Annotated in this window: 31 protein-coding genes and 1 pseudogene; 11 read left to right on the top strand and 21 right to left on the bottom strand. The window is 67.4% G+C overall.

What is annotated here, in order from left to right:
- The first annotated feature begins 19 nt into the window (after positions 1-19).
- From TS85_RS14370 to TS85_RS24765, 3 genes and pseudogenes are all read left to right on the top strand, one after another.
- Complete coding sequence (locus TS85_RS14370) at positions 20-1,243, top strand: IS256 family transposase (RefSeq protein ID WP_044329672.1); 1,224 nt, start codon at positions 20-22, stop codon at positions 1,241-1,243.
- A 56-nt stretch (positions 1,244-1,299) separates the two neighbouring features.
- A pseudogene (locus TS85_RS24760) lies at positions 1,300-1,440 on the top strand (TOBE domain-containing protein); the annotation flags it as partial.
- A 176-nt stretch (positions 1,441-1,616) separates the two neighbouring features.
- On the top strand, positions 1,617-2,618 hold the full coding sequence (locus TS85_RS24765) for an IS30 family transposase (protein ID WP_077228505.1): 1,002 nt from the start codon (positions 1,617-1,619) through the stop codon (positions 2,616-2,618).
- A 78-nt stretch (positions 2,619-2,696) separates the two neighbouring features.
- Here the strand turns inward: TS85_RS24765 and TS85_RS14380 are convergent, their stop codons facing one another.
- The 20 genes from TS85_RS14380 to TS85_RS14475 all read right to left on the bottom strand — a co-directional run bounded on the left by TS85_RS14380 (position 2,697) and on the right by TS85_RS14475 (position 13,305).
- Complete coding sequence (locus tag TS85_RS14380; RefSeq protein WP_044333070.1) at positions 2,697-3,167, bottom strand: TOBE domain-containing protein; 471 nt, start codon at positions 3,165-3,167, stop codon at positions 2,697-2,699.
- Between the two features lie 11 nt (positions 3,168-3,178).
- Positions 3,179-3,520: a (2Fe-2S) ferredoxin domain-containing protein gene (locus tag TS85_RS14385; RefSeq protein WP_044333072.1), complete on the bottom strand. Its 342-nt coding sequence runs from the start codon at positions 3,518-3,520 to the stop codon at positions 3,179-3,181.
- On the bottom strand, positions 3,520-3,837 hold the full coding sequence (grxD, locus tag TS85_RS14390) for a Grx4 family monothiol glutaredoxin (RefSeq protein WP_044333074.1): 318 nt from the start codon (positions 3,835-3,837) through the stop codon (positions 3,520-3,522). The genes TS85_RS14385 and grxD overlap by 1 nt, the downstream gene beginning before the upstream one ends.
- A 25-nt stretch (positions 3,838-3,862) precedes the next feature.
- Positions 3,863-4,096 (bottom strand): BolA/IbaG family iron-sulfur metabolism protein, encoded by a 234-nt coding sequence (locus tag TS85_RS14395; protein ID WP_044333076.1) that lies wholly within the window; start codon positions 4,094-4,096, stop codon positions 3,863-3,865.
- A gap of 11 nt (positions 4,097-4,107) precedes the next feature.
- Positions 4,108-4,407, bottom strand: a complete 300-nt coding sequence (locus TS85_RS14400) for a 2Fe-2S iron-sulfur cluster-binding protein (protein ID WP_044336335.1) — start codon at positions 4,405-4,407, stop codon at positions 4,108-4,110.
- A 15-nt stretch (positions 4,408-4,422) separates the two neighbouring features.
- On the bottom strand, positions 4,423-5,613 hold the full coding sequence (locus TS85_RS14405; RefSeq protein ID WP_044333079.1) for a DegT/DnrJ/EryC1/StrS family aminotransferase: 1,191 nt from the start codon (positions 5,611-5,613) through the stop codon (positions 4,423-4,425).
- Positions 5,610-5,885, bottom strand: coding sequence for a hypothetical protein (locus tag TS85_RS14410; RefSeq protein WP_044333082.1), 276 nt, complete (start codon positions 5,883-5,885; stop codon positions 5,610-5,612). The genes TS85_RS14405 and TS85_RS14410 overlap by 4 nt, the downstream gene beginning before the upstream one ends.
- Positions 5,886-5,898: 13 nt before the next feature.
- Positions 5,899-6,261, bottom strand: coding sequence for a DUF3024 domain-containing protein (locus TS85_RS14415; protein WP_044333084.1), 363 nt, complete (start codon positions 6,259-6,261; stop codon positions 5,899-5,901).
- Between the two features lie 11 nt (positions 6,262-6,272).
- Entirely contained in the window at positions 6,273-6,512 is a 240-nt protein-coding gene (locus TS85_RS14420; protein WP_044333086.1) for a nitrogen fixation protein NifZ, read from the bottom strand.
- Positions 6,512-6,856 (bottom strand): nitrogen fixation protein NifZ, encoded by a 345-nt coding sequence (locus TS85_RS14425; protein WP_044333087.1) that lies wholly within the window; start codon positions 6,854-6,856, stop codon positions 6,512-6,514. The genes TS85_RS14420 and TS85_RS14425 overlap by 1 nt, the downstream gene beginning before the upstream one ends.
- Positions 6,853-7,653, bottom strand: coding sequence for a 4Fe4S-binding leucine-rich repeat protein (locus TS85_RS14430; RefSeq protein WP_044333090.1), 801 nt, complete (start codon positions 7,651-7,653; stop codon positions 6,853-6,855). The genes TS85_RS14425 and TS85_RS14430 overlap by 4 nt, the downstream gene beginning before the upstream one ends.
- Complete coding sequence (locus tag TS85_RS14435) at positions 7,646-8,191, bottom strand: hypothetical protein (RefSeq protein WP_044333092.1); 546 nt, start codon at positions 8,189-8,191, stop codon at positions 7,646-7,648. The genes TS85_RS14430 and TS85_RS14435 overlap by 8 nt, the downstream gene beginning before the upstream one ends.
- A 6-nt stretch (positions 8,192-8,197) precedes the next feature.
- Positions 8,198-8,515: a HesB/IscA family protein gene (locus tag TS85_RS14440; RefSeq protein WP_044333094.1), complete on the bottom strand. Its 318-nt coding sequence runs from the start codon at positions 8,513-8,515 to the stop codon at positions 8,198-8,200.
- 13 nt (positions 8,516-8,528) lie between these two features.
- Positions 8,529-8,750: a 4Fe-4S dicluster domain-containing protein gene (locus TS85_RS14445; protein WP_044333096.1), complete on the bottom strand. Its 222-nt coding sequence runs from the start codon at positions 8,748-8,750 to the stop codon at positions 8,529-8,531.
- A gap of 3 nt (positions 8,751-8,753) precedes the next feature.
- Positions 8,754-10,325 carry a nitrogenase cofactor biosynthesis protein NifB gene (gene nifB / locus TS85_RS14450; RefSeq protein ID WP_044333098.1) on the bottom strand — a complete coding sequence of 524 codons (1,572 nt, stop codon included), beginning with the start codon at positions 10,323-10,325 and terminating at the stop codon, positions 8,754-8,756.
- Between the two features lie 245 nt (positions 10,326-10,570).
- The gene (locus tag TS85_RS14455; RefSeq protein WP_044333101.1) at positions 10,571-11,416 is read right to left on the bottom strand and encodes an SIR2 family protein; all 846 of its coding nucleotides are present in this window, start codon (positions 11,414-11,416) and stop codon (positions 10,571-10,573) included.
- Between the two features lies 1 nt (position 11,417).
- On the bottom strand, positions 11,418-11,633 hold the full coding sequence (gene nifT / locus TS85_RS14460; protein ID WP_044333103.1) for a putative nitrogen fixation protein NifT: 216 nt from the start codon (positions 11,631-11,633) through the stop codon (positions 11,418-11,420).
- Positions 11,630-12,541 (bottom strand): 4Fe4S-binding leucine-rich repeat protein, encoded by a 912-nt coding sequence (locus tag TS85_RS14465; protein WP_227698502.1) that lies wholly within the window; start codon positions 12,539-12,541, stop codon positions 11,630-11,632. Before TS85_RS14465 ends, nifT begins: the two co-directional genes overlap by 4 nt.
- Positions 12,496-12,690 (bottom strand): 4Fe-4S dicluster domain-containing protein, encoded by a 195-nt coding sequence (locus tag TS85_RS14470; RefSeq protein ID WP_044333106.1) that lies wholly within the window; start codon positions 12,688-12,690, stop codon positions 12,496-12,498. The genes TS85_RS14465 and TS85_RS14470 overlap by 46 nt, the downstream gene beginning before the upstream one ends.
- 183 nt (positions 12,691-12,873) lie before the next feature.
- Positions 12,874-13,305: a DUF1810 domain-containing protein gene (locus TS85_RS14475; RefSeq protein ID WP_044333108.1), complete on the bottom strand. Its 432-nt coding sequence runs from the start codon at positions 13,303-13,305 to the stop codon at positions 12,874-12,876.
- 212 nt (positions 13,306-13,517) lie between these two features.
- On the opposite strand from TS85_RS14475, the gene TS85_RS14480 reads away from it, so the two are divergent.
- The 7 genes from TS85_RS14480 to TS85_RS14510 all read left to right on the top strand — a co-directional run bounded on the left by TS85_RS14480 (position 13,518) and on the right by TS85_RS14510 (position 20,380).
- Entirely contained in the window at positions 13,518-14,699 is a 1,182-nt protein-coding gene (locus TS85_RS14480) for an aldose 1-epimerase family protein (RefSeq protein ID WP_044333110.1), read from the top strand.
- Positions 14,696-15,442: an SDR family NAD(P)-dependent oxidoreductase gene (locus TS85_RS14485; protein WP_044333112.1), complete on the top strand. Its 747-nt coding sequence runs from the start codon at positions 14,696-14,698 to the stop codon at positions 15,440-15,442. Before TS85_RS14480 ends, TS85_RS14485 begins: the two co-directional genes overlap by 4 nt.
- 14 nt (positions 15,443-15,456) lie before the next feature.
- Complete coding sequence (locus TS85_RS14490; protein ID WP_044333114.1) at positions 15,457-16,647, top strand: CaiB/BaiF CoA transferase family protein; 1,191 nt, start codon at positions 15,457-15,459, stop codon at positions 16,645-16,647.
- Positions 16,644-17,762, top strand: coding sequence for an extracellular solute-binding protein (locus TS85_RS14495; RefSeq protein WP_044333116.1), 1,119 nt, complete (start codon positions 16,644-16,646; stop codon positions 17,760-17,762). Before TS85_RS14490 ends, TS85_RS14495 begins: the two co-directional genes overlap by 4 nt.
- Positions 17,759-18,529, top strand: a complete 771-nt coding sequence (locus TS85_RS14500; RefSeq protein WP_044333118.1) for an enoyl-CoA hydratase/isomerase family protein — start codon at positions 17,759-17,761, stop codon at positions 18,527-18,529. Before TS85_RS14495 ends, TS85_RS14500 begins: the two co-directional genes overlap by 4 nt.
- 101 nt (positions 18,530-18,630) lie before the next feature.
- A complete protein-coding gene (locus TS85_RS14505; RefSeq protein ID WP_044333120.1) occupies positions 18,631-19,587 on the top strand; it encodes a 2-hydroxyacid dehydrogenase in 957 nt (318 codons plus the stop codon).
- Positions 19,571-20,380: a kinase gene (locus TS85_RS14510; RefSeq protein WP_077228625.1), complete on the top strand. Its 810-nt coding sequence runs from the start codon at positions 19,571-19,573 to the stop codon at positions 20,378-20,380. The genes TS85_RS14505 and TS85_RS14510 overlap by 17 nt, the downstream gene beginning before the upstream one ends.
- A gap of 16 nt (positions 20,381-20,396) precedes the next feature.
- Here TS85_RS14510 and TS85_RS14515 read toward each other — a convergent pair whose 3' ends face one another.
- Positions 20,397-22,415 carry a right-handed parallel beta-helix repeat-containing protein gene (locus TS85_RS14515; protein ID WP_044333123.1) on the bottom strand — a complete coding sequence of 673 codons (2,019 nt, stop codon included), beginning with the start codon at positions 22,413-22,415 and terminating at the stop codon, positions 20,397-20,399.
- Between the two features lie 117 nt (positions 22,416-22,532).
- On the opposite strand from TS85_RS14515, the gene TS85_RS14520 reads away from it, so the two are divergent.
- Entirely contained in the window at positions 22,533-24,155 is a 1,623-nt protein-coding gene (locus TS85_RS14520) for a rhamnogalacturonidase (RefSeq protein ID WP_052508125.1), read from the top strand.
- Positions 24,156-24,170 lie beyond the last annotated feature (15 nt).

Genomic DNA, 24,170 nt, shown 5'->3' on the forward strand with positions numbered 1-24,170 from the left:
GGTAAGAAGGAGACCCGATATGGCCCGACGCAAAGAACCAACGATACCAGATGAAGTGCTGGACCAATTGCTGGCCGGCGGGGATGCGGCAGCGGCGCTGCAACACGGCGGCTTGCTGGATGCGCTGAAGAAGGCGCTGGCCGAGCGCGCGTTGAACGCGGAGATGGATCACCACCTCGCCGGCGAGGACGGTGCCGGCAACACGCGCAACGGCTATGGCCGCAAGACCGTGATAACCGACACCGGCAGCCTTTCGATTGCGGTGCCGCGCGACCGTCAGTCGAGCTTCGATCCGCAGTTGATCGCCAAGTACCAGCGCCGGTTTCCCGGCTTCGATGAGAAGATCGTGTCGATGTATGCGCGGGGCATGAGCACGCGGGAAATCGCCGGCCATCTCCAGGAGTTGTACGGCATCGACGCTTCGCCGGACCTGATCAGCACGGTGACCGACGCGGTGCTCGACGAGGTCGCCAGCTGGCAGCAGCGGCCGCTGGATCCGGTCTATCCGCTTGTCTTTTTCGACGCGATCCGGGTGAAGATCCGCGATGAAGGCATGGTGCGCAACAAGGCGATCCACATCGCGCTGGGCGTCCGCGCCGATGGCGCGAAGGAAGTGCTCGGCCTGTGGCTGGAGCAGAATGAAGGTGCCAAATTCTGGCTGCGGGTGATGAACGAGCTCAGGAACCGCGGCACCGAAGATATCCTGCTGGCCGTGGTCGATGGGCTGAAAGGCTTTCCCGAGGCGATCACCGCCGTATTCCCCGACGCGGTCGTGCAGACGTGCATCGTCCATCTGCTGCGAAACTCGATGGATTTCGTCTCCTGGAAGGACCGCAAGGGCCTGGCGACGGCGCTCAAGGAAATCTACCGCGCCCCCAGCGCCGAGGCCGCCGAACAGGCGCTGACGGCGTTCGAGGCAGGGCCTTGGGGCACCCGCTATCCCGCCATCGGCCAAAGCTGGCGGCGCGCATGGGCCGAGGTGATCCCATTCTTCGCCTTCCCCGACGAGGTCCGCCGGATCGTCTATACGACCAATGCGATCGAGGCCTTGAACTCGAAGCTGAGACGGGCCGTCCGCGCCAGGGGGCACTTCCCCAGCGACGAGGCCGCCACCAAGCTGCTCTACCTGATCTTGAACCGGTCGGAAAAAGAGTGGAAAATGCCACCACGGGAATGGTCCATGGCCAAGGCACAGTTCGCCGTTATCTTCGGTGAGCGGTTCATCAGAGCCATGGCGGCATAATGTTCAATCCGCCCACCCGCACACGAAATTCCTGACACTGCCAGGGCGCAGTCAACGGCCAGGTCAAGATCGACATTGGCGGCGGCACCCTGCTCACCGCCAGCATCACCGAAGAGGCCATCGCCGAACTCGGCCTTGCGCCGGGCGACGCGGTCACGGCCTTCATCAAGGCGAGCGACGTGCTGATCGGCAAATAGCGCCGCCGGCGCCGGCGTCGCGCGCGACAAGATCGCGTTTGGCAAAATGCAGCGTCATCCTGACGAAAGTCAGGATCCATTCGGTGCTCGGCCTGCGCTTCTTCGTCCAGCGGAGTGGCTGAATGGATCCCCCGGACTCACGGAACAAGTGCACCACCTGCTAAGGTGATTGCGCGATGGGACGACATTACAGGCAACTCAGCCTCGACGAGCGGATCGAGATATACCGCCTTCATGAAGGCGGTATATCTTGCCGACAGATTGCCACCGCGATCGGGCGTGATCACACGACGGTCGGTCGGGAACTCAGGCGCAATAGCAAGCCGACCAAGGTCTGGCCCGGCGGCTATGCGCCCGGGCGTGCCCATAGGCTCGCGATCAGACGACGACGATGGGACTGCCGTTTCAAGCTGGCGCGCCAGCCGGACCTGCGAGATATCGTGAAGAACGGCCTTGCGATGGGATGCTCTCCCGAACAGATCGCCGGCCGACTGGCGCTTGAGCACGGTCGCACCATGGTCAGCCACGAGTCAATCTATCGATACGTCTATCATCGCTCGGCCCAGAAGGACTACTGGCACCGCCTTCTGCCCCGCTGCAAGGCAAGGCGCGGCCGCTATGGCCGCCAGGGCGGAAGCCCGGCCAGCTTCATCAAACAGCGCAGGCCGATCGGCGAACGCCCCCTCGAAGCCCGGGATCGCGCACAGCCGGGCCATTGGGAAGCCGACTATATGCTGTTCGCCCGATATGGGCACAATGTCCTCGTCCTGCACGAGCGCCACACACGCTACACCATCCTCGACAAGCCACCCCACCGCAGAGCCGAGCTGACCGCACGCCGGATCACACGCAGACTGCGCCATATCCCCCAGGATCTGCGCAGGACCATCAGCTTCGACAACGGCACCGAGTTCGCCGAACATCACCGCCTTCACGACAGCCTCGGCATCCAGACCTTCTTCTGCGATGTCCGAGCCCCATGGCAAAAGGGCGGTGTCGAAAACACCATCGGCCGACTGCGCCGAAGCCTCCCTCGCAAAACCGACCTCGACACCGTCAGCCACAGACAACTCCGTGCCTGTGCCGACCGGCTCAACAACATCCCCAGAAAATGCCTTGGCTTCCTCACACCCGCCGAGGCATTCTCCAAAATCTCAACCGGTGCACTTCAACCGTGAGTCCACATCCCAGCCTGCGCTGGGATGACACCGTTTATGGGGTTGCGTAGCCCTGGGGCGGGCGCGGTCGGGCCGGTGTCAGTCCTCCACCGCGAGGATGATGTGCGACGCCTTGATGCAGCACAGGGTCGGCGTGCCGCGCTCCAGCTTCATGTCGCGCGCGCTCTGGGTGGTCACCACCGCCGCGATCGACGTGCCACCGTCGATCGCCACCACCACTTCGGTTTCGACCGGCCCTTCGATCATGCTCTCGATCCGGCCCGCAATCTGGTTGCGCGCCGAAAGCCGCAGCCCCGGCAGCGGCTCGACCAGGGTGACGAACGAGGATTTGATCAGCGCAATCGCCTCCCCGCCCGGATGCAGGTCCAGCGCATCGACGCTGGCGTTGGTCACGATCGCGTCGATGACCAGCCTGTCGCCGACGAGCAGCCCGATCTCGGCATTGACCGGGCCATGGACGATCGACGTCACGATCCCGCGCAGCATGTTGCGCGCGCTGGTGCGCAGCCGGTGGGTGCGAAGCGGTGCGCGGGCGAGCTTGCCGGTCATGATGCGCCTTTCTAGCGGCTCAGGACGACGACGAGGTCCTCCACGAGCCGGTCCTGCTGGAGATGGTGCTCGACGATCAGGTCGATGTCCGCCTCCGATTGCGGCTTGTACCACACGCCTTCGGGATAGATCACTATCAGCGGCCCCGCCGAACAAAAGCCCAGGCATCCGCTGGCGGTGAAGCCCACCTCCCCCGTAAGGTCGAGCGCCTCGATCCGCTTGCCCAGCCGCTCCCAGAGCGGCCCCGCCCCCGCCGCACCGCAACTGCCGCGCGGATGCTGGGGCGGGCGCTGGGTGTGGCAGGCGAAGATATGGCGTTTGTAGAGCTGCGGCAGTTCCTCGGGCAGCTCCATCACGCCGCGCTCTCGGGCGCGATCAGCCCGAACAATTCGCCGCTTTCGTACATTTCGCGCACGATGTCGCAGCCGCCGACAAACTCGCCCTTCACATAAAGCTGCGGAATCGTCGGCCAGTCCGAAAATTCCTTGATGCCCTCGCGGATATAGGGATCGGCGAGGACGTTGACCGTGGCATAGGGCGTGCCGACGGCGTCCAGCACCTTGATGACCGACGCCGAAAAGCCGCATTGCGGCGCCTGGGGCGTGCCCTTCATGAAGAGCAGGACGGAGTTTTCGGCGACCAACGCCGCAATGCGCTCATGTACGCTCATGGCTGTTTCCTTTTGGTTGGCATTGTCATTCGGGGACGAAGGTCTGGAGCGCGAGCGCGTGGAGATCGCCGCCCATCTGGTCGCCGATCGCGGCATAGACCATCTTGTGCTGCTGCACGCGGCTGCGCCCGCGAAACGCCGCGCTGGTGACGCGCGCCGCCCAGTGATCGCCGTCGCCCGCGAGGTCGACCATCACCACCTTCGCATCGGGATAGGCGGCGGTGACGCGCGCCGCGATCTCGGCTCCATCCATCGGCATCGCGCGGCGCCCTAGCGGAAGCTGAGGACTTCGAGCATGACGTCCTCCGTGCCGAGCAGCGTCGCCTGGCAGGCGAGCCGCGACTTGGAGCCGACGCCGACGATCGAATCGAGCTTCTCATTCTCCTCGCGGCCGATCTTCGACACGCCCTTGCGCCCTTCGAGGACGAAGATGTGGCAGGTGCCGCACGTCGCCTTGCCGTCGCAATTATGCTGGATCTTGGAATCGGCGGCGAGGATCGCCGCGAGCAGGGTCGAACCCACCACGGCATCCACTGTCTTGCCCGAAGGCATGATCGTCACTGTCGTCATCGTCATTTCTCCCGTTCAGTAGATGGGCGTCCCGGCGCCCGAGTTGATCGAGGATTCCTTCATCCGCGACACCACGAAGGCGATCTGGTCGTCGGTCAGGTGCGCGTGGAACGGCAGCGCGATCGCGCGGTCGGCGACCTTCTCGGTGACGAACAGGTCGCCCTTGGCCCAGCCCAGCGCGCGGTATCGCGCCTGGAGGTGCATCGGCACCGAATAGGGTTCGGCGGCGATATCCTCGGTCGCGAGGTCCTCGATGATCTGGTCGCGGCCCGATCGCGTGAAGCGCGTGCCGAGATGGACGACATAGAGGAACCAGTGCGCCTCCACGACATCGGGGGCGACATAGGGCGGCTTGATCCCCTCGAACGACTGGATGAAATGGTCGTAGAGGTTGGTGATCAGCCGGCGCCGCTCGAGGATCACGTCGATCCGGCGGAGCTGCGACAGCGCCAGCGCCGCCGCGATCTCGCTCATCCCCACGCCGTAGGGCGCGCTGGTGGTGATGCTGAGCGAGATGCGGTCGCCCGGTGCGTGGCGGCGGCTGCGGCGCAGCGCCATCGCCAGGTCGACATCGTCGGTGACGAGCATCCCGCCCTCGCCGCAGCAGATCGCGCCGGGCTGGGCGAAGTCGAACACGGCGACATCGCCGAAGCTGCCGACGATGCCCGCCGCGTGGCGCGATCCGATCGCCTCGGTCGAATCCTCGAACAGCGCCAGCCCCTGCGCATCGGCGATGGCGCGCAATTCGGGCCAGGCGGCGGGGTGACCATTGGCGTTGGCGGCGACGATCGCGCGGGTGCGCTCGGTGCGCTTGCCCTCGACCTTGGCCGGCGCGATCGTGCCCGACCAGTAATCGATGTCGGCGAAGATCGGCGTCGCGCCCGACAACAGCACCGCATGCTGCGCCTCGCGATAGCCGTGCGCGGGGAGGATCACTTCGTCCCCCGCGCCGATCCCGCGCGCCTGGAGCGCGAGCAGCAGCCCGATGGCGCCGCCGGACACCGCCACCGCGTAACGCCGCCCGACATAGGCCGCGAACGCCGCCTCGAACCGCTCGACCATCGGCCCGCCCGACAGCGTCGATCCACGCAGCACGGCATCGACGGCGGCGAGATCGCCTTCGGAGAAATCGGGATCGGACAGCGCGATCCATCCGGCCTTTGGCTCGGTCGCGGGCGGCGGCGACAGCGCGACGGGGTCGGTCATGCCGCGGCCTTCCGCGCCAGCAGGATGCCGTTGGCGCGCATCGGATCGCTGGTCATCGTCGTGCAATGGTCGCTGGTGTCGACCAGATGGAGGTCGAACGCGGGATAGCTGCGCCACGCATCCTCCAGCACGTCGCCGGCGTCGCACGCCATGCAGAACAGCCCGGGCAGAAGCCGCCGCAGCTCCCCGGTCAGCGCCCGCGCCTCGATACTCCCGAGCGGCCCCGCCAGCGTCGCGTCGATGATCGCGAGATCGGCCTCGATCAATGCCATGTCGCAGCCCCTGTCATTGCCAGAATTTCCGATCGGGATCATGGTTGAGCCACGCCAGCAGGTCGGGCAGCCGCGCAAAGGCGCTGTCGGCGATCCAGCGCCCGGCGCCATGATCCTTGCCCAGCAATTCCCACCCGCGCGCGCCGTCGCACCAGCGCAGCCAGGCGACGTCGATCTCGCCGCCCTCGGGATCGACGGTGCGCGAACAACAGGGGCTGCGCACCAGATAGCCGTCGTCGCTGGCGACGACGCGCGGGGTGACATAGCGATAGCGCTCGCGGTTCCGCAGCGCGCGTTCGATGCGGCGCAGGTCGAGTTCGTTGGGATGCGCCGGCGGCGTCTCCGCGCGGCTTTTCCAGAAGGCGGCGACCGACATCCCGTGCCCCCTCAATCCGCCACGATCTCTTCCTCGAAGCAGCCGACGACCAGTTGGCCGTCAAACTCGACGAGGTAGACCGGGGTGCAGGTCTCGACATGCGTGCCGACCTGGACGATCTCGCCCAGCGCACCGGCGGCGACGAGCATTGCGTCGGCGGGCTTGTCCGGAAAGCTGCCATCGTTGACGAGGTCGCCCAGCGCGCGGACGCGCTGCCCCCATTGATAGACCGGCTGGCGGGGCTCGAACATCACGCGGTCTCCGCGGGCGCGGTGCGACGGGGCGGCAGCGCGGAGGGAAAGGGAATATCGGCCTCGTCGTCGGCGCCGACCGGATCGATCTCCTTGCGCTTCATCCCGACGCGATTGCCGCTTTCGAGGAATTCGACGCCATAGATGTAGAATTGCTGGAGGAAGGTGCCGATGGAGACGACGAAGCCCTCCTCGCCCTTCCGGACCAGCACGTCGCCGATTTCCTTGCCGGCATAGGTGCCGTCGTTGCGCACCGTGCGCCGGCACCGCACCCGATCGCCATAGCTGTAGCGCGGCGGGTGGTTCAGCTCGACGACGTCGCTGTCGCGGACGATATTGCTCACGACGCCACCTCCGCCCGGCCCCGGCCCAGCGCGACCAGCCGCTCGCGCGCGGCCTCCGCGACCAGCGCGTCCGCATCCCCGGCCAGCCGCAGCAGCACCGCCGAGTCCGCCGTGCGCAGCGCGACGGCGTGGCGCACCCGCCAGTCGGCATCCCCGGCATGGCGCCCGATCAGGTCGCGCGCCTGCCGCTCGACTGCGCTCAGCCGCACGGCGGGATCGGGATCATGCGTCATCGCCGACAGCATCGACGGCGCGATCCGCCCCGCGACGACGCGGCGCACCTCGGGCTCCTCGTCCCGCATCAGCGGCCCCAACAGGCTGGGCGCGATCCGGCGCGCGACGACGAGGCGGACATAATAATCCGGGTCGCCCATCATCCCCACCAGATCGGCATCGTCGAGCTGCGACGCGATGCGGATGCGGACTTCGCGATGCGGGTCATGGCGCAGCATCCTTTTGTACCGCAGCGGCAGCCGCTGGACGGCGTTCCACCGCACCGCCTCTTCCGGGTCGCCCAGCAGCGCGGGCAGGCGGAACAGATCGGCATGCTTCGCCGCGATCGCCCGCACTTCGAAATGCGGATGGACGACATAGGCGCTGCCGAATTGCGGGTTCCAGTCGAAGAACCGGTCGATCCGCCGCGCATAGCGATCCTCGACACAGGCATGGCCGGGCCGGCACCCGCCGGCATCGCGCACATCGATATGGACGCAGCGACTGCAATCGATCGGCTGGCCGCGCCAGTCGATGCGCTCGTCGCCGGGCTCGATAGCGGGGTCAGGTGCGCGATCAGTCATCGTCCGCCCCGATGCGATCGAGCACGTCGAGCAGCACGCGCGCACCGATCCGGTCGCGCGCATCGAGTTCGAGCAGCTTCTCCACGGCACGGCGCCCCTCGTCGAGCTCGCCGACGCGCATGCTAAGATAGGCATAGCCCTTGAGCGAGAACAGGAAGAAGCGCGGCAGCAGCGCATCCCATTCGCCGAAGCGCGCATCCTCGGCGCGGACCTCTTCCCAGGCGGTGTCGAGCGCGTTCAGCCGCAATGCCTTTTCGATGCACAACCGCGCGATCTGGAGCGCGTCGACCAGCCGCCCCTTGTAGAAATAGAAGCGGTAGAACGCGATCAGCACCGCGGCATGATCGGGCGCGATCCGGTCGGCGGCGATCAGGTGCGTCTCCGCCACGTCGGTCAAATGGTAGCTGAGCGCCGCGCGCTCCAGGTGCCGCTGCGCCTCGAACGGCAACCCGCCGCCCAGCAACGGGCTGTCGAGGACGGGGTCCTCGAAGCGGGCGCCCGCGCCTGCGGGGCCGTCGATAGGCGAGTCGAGCACCATGGTGCGTCAGCCCGCGCTGCTGGTCGAGCACGCGACCTGCTTGGGATCGTGGAAGACCAGCCCCTGCGAGGTCATCGTGTCGACGAAATCGACGGTGACGTCGTGCAGCAGGATGCGGCTCTGCGCAGTCAGGAACAGCGGAATGCCGTCGACCGTGACGCACGCCTCGTTCTCCGCAGGCTGTGCGGCAACGCCGATTTCCGCCGACAGGCCCGAGCAGCCGCCGGGCGACACCGACAGCCGGAAGCCGCTGCCCGGCGTTCCGTCCGCCGCGAGCATCATCCGCATGAAACGCGCGGCCGATCGTGTGAGCGTGAGGTTCATGGCCTGCCCCCTTTCAGCTTTCGTGGTAGCGCGGCACCGACGTGTCGATGACGCAGGTGTTGTCGACCGGGCAGATCGCGACGCATTGCGGCGTGTCGAAATGGCCGATGCATTCGGTGCACAGCGCGGGATCGATGACGAAGGTGCCGCCTCTCTCGGAGATGGCGAGGTTCGGGCATTCCGCCTCGCATCCCGAGCAATTGGTGCATTGCGACCCGATGATCTTGTACGCCATGGCTCAGGCCGCCGACAAAAGGGCGCCCTGGCGGATCGCCGCATCGCCGCGCTCGACATGCACGATCGCGCCGCTTTCGACCTTCGCCAGATAGTCCTTGAACCAGATGATCGCGGACTTCTCGATATATTCATGCGCATACTGGTCGACCGGGTCGATCCCGGCCTTCAGCAGGTCGGCCTTGGGGCATCCGCCGATCTTCGCGACGAACACCGCATGGCAATCGTTGATCGCAAGGATGATGGTGTCGAGGCTGTCCTCCTCGCCATAGCCGCCCTGGCAATACAGGTCGACGCGGCGATGCCCGACGAACTTGGCGCCCGCGGTCGACAGCTCATAGACCTGGAATTCCTTGGCGTGGCCGAAATGCTCGTTGATGACGCCGTGGCCCTTTGTCGCCACCGCGACGAGCAGCTTGATGGCGCTGGTCGCACCGCCCAGCGTCGCCAGTTCCTCCTGGCGCGCCGCGACCTTGGCCTGGCGCTCGCCCTCGACGGCCTGCTGGTACGCCTTGCGCCCGGCGGCGTCATATTCGACTTCCATTTCCATGATCTTGTCGGTGGTGAATTCCGCCGAGCGATCCTCGCCGAGCAGCCCGACCGCGTCGGCGCGGCACTGGCGGCAGTGGCGCATCATGTTCATCTCGCCTTCGCAGCTGTCCTGCAGCGCCTTCAGCTCCTGCGCAGTCGGCCCGCGCTGGCCGTTGAGGCCGAACACCGTGCCATGCTCGGGCGCCGAGATCAGCGGCATGATGTTGTGGAGGAACGCCCCGCGCGACTTCACCGCACGATTGACCTCGACGAGATGCTGGTCGTTGACGCCGGGGATCATCACCGAGTTGATCTTGGCGAGAATGCCGCGCTCGGTAAGCATCTCCAGCCCGCGAAGCTGGCGCTCGGTCAGGATGCGCGCGGCCTCGATCCCGGTGATCCGCTTATGCTCCCAGAAGATCCACGGATAGATGTGCTGCCCGATCTCCGGATCGACCATGTTGATGGTGATGGTGACGTGATCGACATTGTACTTGGCGATCTCGTCGACATAATCGGGAAGCGCGAGGCCGTTGGTCGACAGGCACAGCTTGATGTCGGGCGCTGCCTCCATGATCTGGCGGAACGTCTCGAACGTCTTCGCGGGGTTGGCGAGCGGATCGCCCGGCCCGGCAATGCCCAGCACGGTCATCTGCGGGATCGTCGAGGCGACTGCGAGCACCTTCTTCGCGGCCTGGGTCGGCGTCAGCTTCTCGGAGACGACGCCGGGGCGGCTTTCGTTCGCGCAGTCATATTTGCGGTTGCAATAGTTGCACTGGATGTTGCAGGCGGGCGCGACCGCGACGTGCATGCGGGCATAATGGTGATGCGCCTCCTCGCTGTAGCAGGGGTGGTTCTTGACCTTCTCCCAGATCGCGGGGTCCATGTCCTCGGGGCCACCCGACGAGCCACAGCTCGCCTTGCCGCCCTCGCTCGACGTGCCGCAGCCCTTGTGCTCCGCCATTTTCTGCATGACGTCCGCGACGTCGACGACGCCGTCCTCGTCGCCGAACGCTTCGGTAAGAACGTGTCCAAGGTCGGTCATTCCATGCTCCCTCGATCAGCCCTGTCGGCGCAAGCCGGCGTTGCGAGAGGATTAAGCAACCCGCGTGCCAAGCGCGGGATTCGGCGTTTTCGAGGGGGCGGGACCGCAGGGCAGCACGCCAATGTACGGTTGCCGACGCGCCAGGCGCTGCGTGCTGTCATGAAAACGACAGGACATGCCGCACTGCACATAAACGAAGGACCCCGCGCATCGCGCGGGGTCCTCCTGGATACCTAACGCCCCGCTCAGCCCGCGATCAGTTGCTCCAGCGCAGTATCGAGCGGCGTGTCGATCGGGGTGATGTTCTGTTCGTCGAGGAAGCGCCGCTCGTTGCGGGTCAGCTGCTGCAGATCGACGATCGCATAATGCGTGTCGCTCGACCGCTTCATGATCTGCCGGGCATAGCTGCGCAGCAACTGGTCGTGGAACCGGCACCCGGCGAACAGGAAGCTCCTGCCCGTGCGCCGTTCGCGGACGCACTCGGCGATCGGCGTCTGGATGTCGATCTCGGTCAGCACCTCGACATAATCGGCGTCGGAAATCAGGAAATTGCGCGCCGGGATCGTGCTGCCATGCGGGGTGTAGAGCAACGTCGCGGCGGCGGCGGCGCGGCGCGCGTCGATCTCGCCGCCATCGGGGCCATAGAAGCGGAACCAGCGATCCTCGCCGATCCCCGCGCGGGTGATACCCTGCACTTCGGCCCAGTCGTCGTGCTGCGCCAGCGCCTGGCGCATCTCGCCGGTGTACCAGCTATCGACGATCAGCGGCAGGCCGAGCGCCGCGAGCCGCGCGTGGAACGGCGTCGGCGGCACGGGGACGCCGAACGCCTCGTCCATATAGGCCGTCACCGTGCGGCGGTGCTTGAAGCTTTCGATATGCTGCGCCGAGGCCCAGGCATTGCCCCGCGCGCGCTTGGGCAGCGCGACCTTGGTGCCGAAAAAGGCGGCCAGCGCCTCGGGCGTCATCGGCGTCGCCAGCGCGCCGGCCGCCGCCACCCCCGGCCCGAGATAGGGGACGATGCTGCCGGCGCGCAGCCCGGCGGCTACGCTGGCCAGCGCCTCGCTGGGGCATAGATCGAGTGCGATGGTCATGTCAGTCCTCCTCGCCGCCGGTCTTGCGGGCATTGACGGTGATCGGCAGCCTGGTGTCGGCGTCCATTGCGGGCAGATGCAGCACCCAGCCGTTTGCGAGCCGCACCCAGCCGCCCCACAGCGCCTCGTGCTCGACCTCGACGATCGGCTCCTCCAGGTCCTTTTTGGGGACATAGGCCGACAAGGCGCCCTCGGATCGTCGGATCATCACCTTCATCGGTCGGTCTCCTGGCTGGAATTTCGGCGCGGCAGCGGGACGGGAGCGGGCGAACGCGCGGCGTCGAGCCGCTCCCGCAGCCCCGGAACGCGATCGATCCGCTCGTTGGCGAGCGCACGGATCAGCGGTTCGCTGTCGTCGAGAAAGGGTTCCAGCTCTTCCTCGGCGATCCGTTCGGCGACGACGAAGCGCACGCGCAGGTCGCTGTCGCGCGCCAGGATGTGCAATTGTCGCAGCGGCAGCCGCTCGGCGACTTCGCGGCGAACGGTCGGATCGGCATCGAAGCTCATATTGGGCAGGCTGGCCAGGTCGATCCGCCGCGCGACCACGCGGCGCACTTCGGTATCGGGATCGCCGAGCACCAGCGGCAACAGGTCGAGCGGCATCCGGCGCACCGCCGCGAGCCGGACGAGATAGTCGCCATCCGCGAGCAACGGCATCAATTCCCTGCCCGTCAGCCGACTGGCGGCGGCCATCCGGACATGCGGATCGGGATCGTCGGCCATGCGGACGATCCGCTCCAGCGGCAGCCGCAGCGTCGCCATCGCGCGCACCTCGGGCTCGGGATCGTCGAGCAGCGCCGCCAGCCGGAACAGCGACGCATAGCGCGCGGCACTCGCCCGCACTTCGAAATAGGGGTGGTCGAGATAGGAATCGGCCAGCGCCCGATGCTCGGCAAGGAAGCGATCGACGCGCCGCGCGCGGCGATCGCGGATGCACGCCCGCCCCTTTGCGCAAAGCCCCTCCGCGTTCAGGGTCAGATGCTCGCACTCGCGGCACCGCACCGGCCGGCCGCGCCAATCGAGCGCCCCGGCAACTTCGTCCTCGGTCATCGCCTGTCGCCGCGCCGTTCGCACCGCGATCAGGCCGGGACGCAGGTCTTCGGCACCGGACAGACGGTGTCGCACTGCGCGTGATCGAAGATGCCCTCGCATTCGGTGCATTTCTTCGGATCGATGATGAAGGTGTCGCCCTTCATCGAAATCGCCGCGTTGGGACATTCGAACTCGCACGCGCTGCATCCGGTGCATTGCGACACGATGATCTTGTACGCCATGAAACGTCTCCTGCTGGGCGCCTGCGCGCAGTCCCAGTGGAGCAAGAGCCGTGCCATGGCGGGATGCGCGGCCAGCGGACAGTATTTGCGCGGTTTTTCGCGCGGCGCAGTGTCGCAAAGCCGACATCGGCGTGTCGCCAAGGCCTCTAGCCCTGTCCGGGAGCCTTCAAAACCGCGTACGCCTCAGCCCGCGCGCAGCAGGCCTTGTGTCGCCGCGTCCCGCTCGCCGCCGAACCAGCGATCGAGCGCGGCGGCGAACAGCGGACCCGGCTTCGCTGCTTCGAACAACGTCAGCGACGAGCGAAGCTTCATTGCGTCGGTTTCGCCGAACACCGCGACGGGATCGCTGAGCGCGAGATCCTGCAGCGCCTCGACGCACTCGACATAGCGCGGGCCGAGCACCGGATGCGCGAGATAGGCGCGCGCCTCTTCCAGCCCCCGGATGCCGAACCGCCGCGCCGTCTCGCTGCGCCCGAGGCCGACGAGTTGCGGGAAGACGAACCACATCCAGTGCGATCGCTTGGCCCCGCGCCGGATCTCGGCAAGCGCGCTCGCATAGACGGGCGCCTGCGCCTCGACGAACCGCTCGAGCGGCATCGCCTCATCCTCGGCCATTGCCTGCCCTATGGTTCCGGATCGGCGCCGCCGCTCCCGCCTTTGTGTTACGCCCGACCGACACAATATTTCCCACCCTGTAGCCCGTGCGAAATTCCATAATAGCAACTGCCCTCGCAGGACAAGGCATGGCTGCGCGCCCCGCCGGGTTGACGCCACGCCCGCGCTTTGATTATACATCATACGTCTTATATTTCGAGGGAGGCTGGCAGATGGTCACGCTGTACGGCGAAAGACTGTCGCGGCGGACGCTTGCCGAACGCACCGGCAGTCTGTCGCAATTCGCCGGCGTGCAGCTCTCGACGCTCGGCGACGGAGTCGAGCGCGGCATCCGCCGGCTGGAATTCCGCACCGGCACCGGCCTGCGCTTCACCGTTCTGGTCGACCGGGCGATGGACATTGCGGAATGCGACCATGCCGGGCGCGCGATCGGCTGGCACTCGCCCTCCGGCTTCCGCCATCCCGGCCTCCACGATTATGAAGGCGAAGCCGGGCTCGGCTGGTTCCGGTCGATGTCCGGCCTCAACATCACCTGCGGGCTCGACCACACGCTGTTCATGCACGACGATCCGGCGGGCCATTATCACTATGGCCCGCGCAAGACCGTGTCCTCGTCGCTGCACGGTCGCGTCGGCACGATCCCCGCGCGCCTCACCGGCTATGGCGAGCGCTGGGACGGCGACGAATGCGTGCTGTGGGCCGAGGGGGTGGTCCAGCAAGCGACGGTGTTCGGCGAGGACCTGCACCTGATCCGCCGGATCGAGGCGAATGTCGGCGGCGACGAGATCCGCCTGCACGATCGCGTGGTCAATCACGGTTTCTACCGCACCCCGCATATGTATTGCTACCACATCAATGTCGGCCACCCGGTGCTGGCCGAGGGCGCGCGCTATGTCGCGCCGATCCGCGAGGTGCTGTGGGCCGCGCATGCCGATCGATACCAGGCGCAGGGCGTCGGCTACCGCACCGTCCCCGCCCCGATCGTCAATTTCCACGAACAGGTCTGGCAGCACGACATGGCGGCGGATGACGCCGGTCGCGTCAACGTCGCGCTGGTCAACGATCGGCTGGGCTTCGGCTTCGAGGTCGAGACGCGCAAGAGCCAGTTCCCTGCCATGTATCAGTGGCAGAATTTCCACGCCGGCCATTATGCGCTGGGCATCGAGCCCTCGACCAACCATGTCCTCGGCAAGGATTTCGCGCGCGAACGCGGCGAGCTGATCTGGCTCGAACAGGGCGACGAGCGCCGCTACGACACCGTGCTGCGCACCCTGCCGGACGCCGCCGCCGTGTCCGACGCGGTCGCCCGGATCGAGCGCGTCGCGCGCCAGCCCGACGAGGAGTATCCGCAGCCGAGCGGCAATTTCCCCCCGATCCCCGGTCGCGGCGCATGAACGGCCGCACGATCCTCTATACCGGCGCGGCGGGTGGGCTCGGGCTCGAGACCAGCCTGTTGCTGATGCGGCGCGGTGCAACGCTGGTCGCAATCGACAACGACGCCGCCAAGGTGGCGGCGCTGCGCGAGGCCGCCGCCCCGATCGACACCGGGCGGCTCGTCGTCTCGACCGTCGACCTGTCCGACCTAACGGGGTTTCGCGCCGAGCTGGACCGGCTGCTCGCCGAACTCGGCGGCTTCGATATCGTGATCAACAATGCCGCAATCTATCCGTCGAAGCCGTTCGAGGACTTCTCGATCGAAGAGCATCAGCGGGTCCAGCGGGTCAACGTCGATGCCGGCATCGTCGCGGTGCAGGCGGCGTTGCCGGGGATGCGCGCGCGCGGCTTTGGGCGGATCCTCAACATTTCGAGCATCACCCTCTCGGGCGGCTGGGCGAACCTGTCGCCCTATGTCGCGTCGAAAGGCGCGCTGATCGGGCTGACTCGGGCATGGGCGCGCGAATTCGGCCCCTATGGCATCACCGTCAACGCGATCGCGCCGGGCGCCTTCCCGACCGACGCCGAGAAAATCCATCCCGACCCCGAAGGCTATAACCGGATGGTGCTCGACGCGCAGGCGATCAAGCGCCGCGGCTCGGCGGAAGACATCGCCGCGGCAATCGCCTTCTTCGCCGGCGACGCGGCGAGCTTCATCACTGGCCAGACGCTGCACGTAAACGGCGGCTGGGTCATGGCCTGAAGGACCCAACACGCATGAACATCCTCAACGGCATCCGCGTGCTCGATTGCTCGATCGCGATGGCCGGACCGTTCGCCGCACAGCGGCTCGGCGATCTCGGCGCCGACGTGATCAAGGTCGAGCCGGTCACCGGCGAATGGCAGCGCCATTCCGCCGCGGGCGGCGCGACCGGAAACCAGATCAACGTCTCGTTCCTCTCGCTCAACCGCAACAAGCGCTCGCTCGCGGTCGACCTCAAGGCCGCCGAGGGCAAGGCGCTGCTGCTCGAAATGGTCAAAACCGCCGACGTCTTCCTCCAGAATTACCGCCCCGGCGTCGCCGAGCGGCTGGGCGTCGATTATGCGACGCTGTCGGCGATCAATCCGCGGCTGATCTATGTCTCGATGTCGGGATATGGCGAGGACGGCCCCTATCGCAGCTACCCCGGACAGGATTTGCTGTTGCAGGGCATGTCGGGGGCGATGCTGTCTGCGGGCGCGGAGGGGGAGCCGCCCTCCCCCGCCGGGCAATATCTGGTCGACGCCGTGACCGCCTATTCGGCGTTCGAAGGCGCGCTTGCCGCGCTGTTCCACCGCGAGCGCACCGGCGAGGGGCAATTGGTCCAGATCAACATGCTGGACGCGATCACCACGATCCAGATGCAGGAATTGTCGGTGTTCACGGTCGGCGGCAAGCCGCAGGCGCGATCTGCCGAGCCGCATGCCCATAGCTATATCCGTGCGCCCTATGGCGTGTTCGCGACCAGCGACGGCTATATCACGCTGGCGATGGCGCCGCTCGCCACGCTCGGCGTGCTGCTCGACGATCCGTTCTTCGAGGGGATGGACGACCAGACCGACAGCTGGACCCATCGCGACGCGATCTACGCGCACGTAAAAGCAAAGCTGGTGACCGCGACGAGCGCCGAATGGCTCGAACGCTTCCGCGCCGCCGATATCTGGGCGGGCCCGGTCTATGGCTATGCCGAACTCGTCGACGATCCGCAGATCAGGCACAACGGCACTTTCGTCGAATATGACCATCCGACCGAGGGCCGCGTGAAGACCCCGGGCTTCCCGATCCGCTTTTCGAAGACTCCGTCGCAGATCGATCGCGGTGCGCCCCTCGTCGGCGAGCATAGCCGCGAAGTCCTGTCCGAACTGGGCCTCGATAGCGACGCGATCGACCGGCTGGTCGCATCGGGCGTGGTGCGCCAGCACGCATGAGCCCCGAGTATCGCGGTCTCACCTGGGATCATCCGCGCGGCTATGACGCACTCGCGGCGGCGGCGGAGGCTGCGGGCGACGTCGCGATCCGATGGGACCGGCATTCGCTCGAAGGGTTCGAGTCGCGATCGATCGCCGAGCAATGCGCGCTGTACGACCTCGTCGTGCTCGACCATCCCCATGTCGGGGAGGCCGTCGCGGCGGACTGTCTCGTCCCGCTGGAGGCGTTGTTCGCCGCGGACGAATTGGCGGCATGGGGCGCTGCGGCGGTCGGCCCGTCGCTGGCGAGCTATCTTTATGCCGGGCGTCACTGGGCGCTGCCGCTCGATGCCGCGACGCAGGTCATGGCCTGTCGCGCAGACTTTGCCGAAGCGCCTCCCACGACCTGGGACGCGGTGATCGCGCTTGCCGAACGCGCGCCGGTCGCGCTGTCGCTCGCGGGCCCGCATGCCGCGCTCAGTTTCCAGTCGGTGTGCAGTGCGCTGGGTGCCGCGCCGGAGCAGCCGCGCGATCGCTTCGTCGATCGCGATATCGCGCGCGCGGCCTATGGCATCCTCGCGGCGCTCAGCGGCGACGCCACCCGCGCGGCGGCGGAGCTCAATCCGATCGCGATGCTCGAGGCGATGGCATCGGGCGACGGGCCGCTGCTGTGCCCGCTGATCTATGGCTATGTGAACTATGCGGCGCGCGGCGCGATCCGTTATGCCGATGCGCCGCGCGGGCCCGAGGGGCGGATCGGATCGACGCTCGGCGGCACCGGCATCGCCATCTCGCGCGCCGCGACGGTAACCCCGCAATTGCTCGACCATCTCTGCTGGCTGATGTCCGACGCCGTCCAGCGCGGCTTCATCCCCGCGCATAACGGCCAGCCGTCGCTGCGATCCGCCTGGGCCGATCCGGCGGTCGATGCCGCAGCCAAAGGCTTTTACAGCGGCACACGCGCGACGATCGAAGCCGCGTCGGTTCGCCCCCGGCATAATCACGCCATCGCCTTCCAGACCGAGGCATCGCTGCTGCTGCGCACCGGCCTGCTTAACCGAACGCCGCCCGATCCGGTGCTCGATGCCGTCGAAGCCGCTTATTCCCGACATCACACCCCCGGAGCCGAGACATGACCGACGACCTGCGCTTCACGATCGAGGATCGCGTCGCGACGATCCTGATCGACCGCGCGCATAAGCTGAACGCGATGACTCCGGCGATGGCGGATGCGCTGGTCGCCGCGGTCGCCGAGTGCAACGCCTCTAACGCGGTGCGCGCCGTCATCGTCACCGGCGCGGGCGAAAAGGCGTTCAGCGCCGGATCGGACATCACGACGCTCGACGGCTATGCGACCGCCTGGGACTTCCGCAACCGCGCCGATTATTGCGACGCCCTGCGCGCGTGCCGCAAGCCGGTGATCGCCGCGATCAACGGCTATGCGCTGGGCGGCGGGCTGGAGACCGCCATGGCCTGCGACGTCCGCATCGCCTCGACCCATGCCCGCTTCGCCGCACCGGAGATCAAGCTGGGCTGGATCGGCGGCGGCGGCATGGCGGCGGGGCTGGCCTATTCGGTGGGGTCCTCGAACGCCGCGATGATGCTGCTCACCGGCGACATGATCGATGCCGATCGCGCGCTGGCATGGGGGCTGGTCAGCGAGGTCCTCCCCCCCGATCGCCTCGTCGAGCGCGCGCAGGAGATTGCGCGCGTCATCGCCTCGCGCGCGCCGATCGCGGCGGAGACCGCCAAGCTCAACCTGCGCGCCGCGTTCACGATGCCATGGGACAAGGCGATCGACTATGAGCGCGACCTCCAGGCGATCTGCTTCGCGACCGACGACGCGCGCGAGGGCCGCGCCGCCTTCGCCGAAAAGCGCGCGCCCGATTTCAAGCGGCGCTGAGCGATGCCGAACAGCCCGCGCGATTGCCGTTCGAACCGACCCGTGCTTTATGCCGACGCCATGTTCGCGCGGACCCAGGATACTCCCGGAAACGGACTGCAATGAGCCGACCGCGCATCCTGCTGACCCGGCGCTGGCCCAACGCGGTCGAGGACCGTCTCGCCGAACGCTATGCCGTGACGCGCAACCCCGACGACGTGCCGCTCGACGCCGCCGCGCTGGCCGCCGCGATGCGCGACCATGACGCGGTCTGCCCGACAGTGACCGACCGTCTGCCGCGGGAGGTCATCGCAGTCGACGGTCGCCGCGCGCGGATCATCGCCAATTACGGCGCCGGCTTCGAACATATCGACGTCGACGCCGCGCGCGCCGAGGGAATCGCCGTCACCAACACCCCCGACGTGCTGACCGACGCGACCGCCGATATCGCGATGCTGCTGATCCTGATGACGACCCGCCGCGCATCCGAAGGCGAACGCGAACTGCGCGCCGGTGCATGGTCGGGGTGGCGCCCTACGCACCTGCTCGGCGCCGGGCTTGGCGGCAAGACGCTGGGGCTGATCGGCTATGGCCGCATCGCGCGCGCAACAGCCGCTCGCGCCCAGGCGTTCGGGATGAAGCTGATCTACCACAGCCGCAATCGCGCGGACGACATGCCCGCCGACGCCTATCGCGCCACCCCCGCCGCGCTCGCCGCCGACGCCGATGTGGTGTCGCTCCACGCGCCGGGCGGGGATGCAACGCGGCACATGGTCGACGCCGCGTTCCTGTCGGCGATGCGCCCGGGCGCGGTGCTGGTGAATACCGCGCGCGGCAGCCTGGTCGACGAGGCTGCGCTCGCCGCAGCACTGTCGCAAGGGACGATCGCAGCGGCGGGGCTCGACGTCTATGCGAACGAGCCGCAGGTGACGCCGGCGCTGCTGGCCTGCCCCAATGCGGTGCTGCTGCCGCATCTCGGCAGCGCGACGCGCGAGACGCGGATCGCGATGGGCATGCGCGTCGCCGACAATCTCGATGCCTTTTTCGACGGTGCGCCGCCGCGTGACCGAGTCGCTTGACCGCGTCGAGCGCGCCGTCAACGGCTGGCTCAACCCCGACGGCGGGCGCCCGCTGATCCTCGGCCTGTGCGGCGCGCAGGGATCGGGCAAGTCGACGCTCGCGGAAGGGTTGCGCAGCCGGATGGAGGCGCGGGGCATCGCCACGGCGATCCTCTCGCTCGACGACCTGTATCTGTCGGGCGACGCCCGCGCCGCGCTGGCCCGCGACATTCACCCGCTGCTGCGCACGCGCGGCGTCCCGCTGACGCACGACGTCGCGCACGGCATTGCGCTGCTCGACGCGATCCGGACAGGCCACGCCACATCCCTCCCCCGCTTCGACAAGTCCCGCGACGAGCCCGAGCCCCCCACCCGCTGGCAACCGGTGCCGGCCCGGCTCGATCTGCTGATCTTCGAGGGCTGGTGCGTCGGTGCCCGCGCGCAGGACGATGCCGCGCTGGCGCTCCCGGCGAACGCGCTCGAACGCGACGAGGACCCCGACGCGATCTGGCGCCGCGCCGTCAACGCCGCGCTGGGGACCGCCTATGCCGATCTTTTCGCGCGGATCGACCGGCTGGTGCTCCTCGCCGCTCCCGGCTTCGACATCGTCGCGCGCTGGCGGAGCGAGCAGGAGGCTACGCTGCGTCGCGCGCTCGAAGCACGGGGCGCCAGCACCGCGGGGCTGATGGACGCCCCCGCCCTGGCGCGCTTCGTCGCGCATTATGCGCGGCTGACGCGCTGGATCCTCGACGAGATGCCGACGCGCGCCGATCTGGTGCTCCACCTCGACACCGAGCGGACGCTGACAGCGTAAAGCACGCAGGACGACGTCAGCGGCGCACGCCCGCATTGGCGATCACCGCCCTGGCCGCGGCGGGCCAGTCGCGATCGGGAACGAGGATGTTGTCGCGCGCGGTGTTGCCGATTTCGGTCAGCCAGCGCCCGCCGGTCGCGTCGGAGCTGTGCCAATTGCCGGTCGCCAGATTACCGGTGGATATCCGCCGGCGGAACATCTTGCCCGCGGTGTTGATGTTCAGCCACTTGCCCCGCGTCTCGACGACATTGCCGGTCACCCGGAAATGCTTGCTGCCTTCGTCGAGATAGATCGCGATCTTGTCGTCGATGTCGAATATGTGATTGCCGCGGATCACCGCGCCGGGGTTCGCCGACAGGCTGTAGATCGCGCCGCCGTCCATGAACCATGTCTTCACGCCGTGGATACGGTTGTTCTCCACCACCGTATCGCGCAGCGTCGTCGGACTCGTGTAGCGCGTATTGTGGACATAGCCCTTCTGGTTCTCGTCATAGTTCGGGTTGCCGCCCGCATCGTTATAGCCCCAGCCCCAGCCGACCGCGATGCCGTCATAGGGTGCGTCGCTGATGTCGTTATGCGCGATCCGGGCGCCGCTGATGTAGGTGGTCAGGATCGCGGCATTGTCCTTGTAGTCCTGGCTGACCGTCGCGACGCTGTTATTCTCGATGACGAGGTCGCGGTTGACCAGCGCGGGGTCGCCCGGATGGTGCGCGTGGGCGCGGATGCCGCCCGCCATGATCGCGCTGCCCGACAGCACCGCGAAATGGTTGCCCGCCACCCGCACCCCGGCAGTCGCGAGACCGACACCACTCAGATTGGCATTGGCGTCATTGCCGATCCCGAGCGCGATCTGCCCGAGCTGGGTGAAGCGGTTATCCTCGAACCGCACGTCGCGCGCCGCCGCGACCTGGACCGCGGCGGGCATCTGGTTCCAACGCTGGCGCATCGATTCGAACTCGACGCACCCCCAGCCGCAGCTCTGCCACGCCGCCTTGGGCCGGATCGGGGAGACTTCGGACAGGAAGGCGCCGCTCTGCTGATTGGCATAGCCGGTCGGCTGCGACGGCCCGAGCCAGCTGGTGTAGGAGAAGCGCAGCCCGCGAAAGCTCAGCCGCTCGACCGGCGCCGCCGGCGTCCCCGCGATCGAGACGAGCGCGTCGAGCCGGGGCAGCACGACCTTCAGCCGCGTGACGTCATCGTCCTGCGCGATCCGGAGGTAGAGCTTTCCCGCCTGCGGATCGAGAAACCATTGATAGGCATTGGCGTGCCAGTCATTCGCCTTGCCGATAAATTCGAGCGCATTGACGAGGAACAGCCGCGAATCCGCCGGGAAGATCGGCTTTGTGATCGTGTCATAGCCCCAGCTATTATTGTCCCAGGCGGGCTGCTGCATCGTCACGGTGCGCCCGGCGATCGACTGGACGGGCGAAAAGCGATCGGTGAAAAAGCCCGTAGCCTCGACTTCGAGCCGGTCGGGCCGCTGGATCGCCGCGACATAGGCGAGGTCAGGATTGACGATCTCGAACCCCGTGGCGCTGAACGAGAGATCGCTGGCCTTGATCTCGATCCACGGGCGCTCGGCAAGCTGGTCGTTGACCCATAATTGCCGCGCATCGATGCCCTTGGGCACATCGGCAACCCAGATCCTGCGCGCCTCGTCATAGGGGCGGAAGCCGGTGACGGTCAGCCCCCCCGACAGCATCGGTCGTGCGCCCTCGGCAGCGCGCCATTCGACGCGGTGGCCGCGCTGGCCGCCATCGGCAGCGCCGAAGCGTAGCGGGCGATCGAGGCTGTAGGTGCCGTCGGCGAGGAGGACGGTGACGTCGCCGTTCGCGCTGGCCGCGCGCACCAGCGCCTGCGCGCGTTCGAGCGACCGCACCGGGCGGGCCTTGCTCCCCGGCGCACGATCATCGCCATTGGGCGCGACATGGATCACCGCCTGCGCAAAGGCCGAGGTCGCCGCGAGCAATGCTCCCAGCGAAAGCGCCGCTCGCAACGTCGCGCGGATCGGCGATCCCAGAGCGCCAGCGTTCATTTCATCCTGCTCCCAGCGGCTTCTTATTGGCAGCGAACGATGGACAGCGCTCGCGATAGACGTATGATGTCTTATGATTAGCGCGCATGCAAGCGCGCTGTTGCCAGGAGAGTGATCGTGCCGGCTGCCCCCTTGATCGATCGTCGCTCTGCCCTGCTCGGAACAGGCGCCATCCTGCTCGCCGCGGGACTGGTCGACCAGGCGCACGCCGTCGCCGCGGGCGTGTTCGAGGATGTCCGCCGCCACGGTGCGCGCGGCGACGGCGTAGCGATCGACAGCCCCGCGATCAATCGCGCGATCGAAGCTGCGGCGAAGCGCGGCGGCGGCACGGTCGTCGTGCCGGCGGGGCGGTATCTGTGCTTCACGCTGCGGCTGCGCGACAATATAGCGCTGGTGCTGTCCGCCGGGGCGACGATCGTCGCCGCCGATCCCGACACGCATGGCGCGCACTATGATCCGCCGGAAAACTATCTCGAGGAGCAGTTCCAGGATTTCGGGATCACCCATGTCCACAACAGCCTGATCTCCGGCGATGGCGTGTCAAACGTCGCAATCCTGGGGCCCGGCATGCTGCACGGCCTGGGGCTGGACCGCGAGGGGCCGGGGGATCGCTGGCATGGCCGGGCGGGGTGGCAATCCGCCGCCGCGCTCGGCATCACGCCGCGCGCGCTGGCGCTGCGCGACGAGAAGGAGCGCGCGCCGATCGGCCGCGCCAACAAGACGATCGGGCTGATGCGATGCCGCAATTTCCGCCTCCAGGGCTTCACGATCCTGCAGGCGGGGCATTTCGGCGTGATCGCGCATGGCTGTTCGAACCTGCAGATCGAGGGGCTGGTGATCGACACCGATCGCGACGGGATCGATATCGATGCGTGCCGCGACGTGCGCATCGTCAATTGCACCGTCAACGCGCCCAAGGACGACGCGATCGTGCTGAAGAGCAGCTATGCGCTGGGCCGCGCAATGCTGTGCGAGGACGTGCTGATCTCGGGCTGCAAGACCAGCGGCTATGCGATGGGCTCGCTGCTCGACGGCAGCTACCGTCCGTCGGACTATCTTTCCCCCGACAAGCTCGGCCCGCTGGGTCGGATCAAGCTGGGGACGGAGACCAATGGCGGGTTCCGCAACATCCGGATCAGCGACTGCATCTGCACCAACAGCCGCGGGATATTGATGGGGATCGTCGATGGCGGAACGCTGGAAGACGTGTCGGTATCGGGAATACTCCTGCGCGATCCCGTCAACCACCCGCTCTTCGTCCACCATGCCGCGCGAATGCGAGCGCCGCGCGGCACCCCGGTCGGGCGAATCCGCGGGGTGCGCTTTCAGGACGTGACGGTGTCGGGCGCACACCCGCGCTTTCCGTGCGGGGTCGAGGGCATCGCCGATGCCCCAGTCGAGGATGTCATCTTCCGTGACATCGACATTGCGGCGCAGGGCGGCGGCACGCGCGAGGATGCGGCGCGCGATCCCGAATATCGCCGCGAGACCAGCCTCGAGGTCAGCTATCTCGGCACGCTGCCCGCCGCCGGCTTCTATGCCCGCCACGCCCGCCGGCTCACGATCCGCAACGTCAGCCTGCGCACCGCCGCCGCCGATGCACGCCCCGTGGTCGCGCTACGCAACGTCGACGGCGGCATCGTCGACGGGATCGCGTCGCCAATGCCGCCCGAGGCGGTACTCGACAGCCGCGACAGCCGCGCCGTCGCCCTGGGCAAGGTAACCCGCTGGGGCGACTGAAGCGCGCTCTCGCGC

The organism is Sphingomonas hengshuiensis (assembly GCF_000935025.1).
In the GTDB taxonomy this organism is placed as follows: domain Bacteria; phylum Pseudomonadota; class Alphaproteobacteria; order Sphingomonadales; family Sphingomonadaceae; genus Sphingomonas; species Sphingomonas hengshuiensis.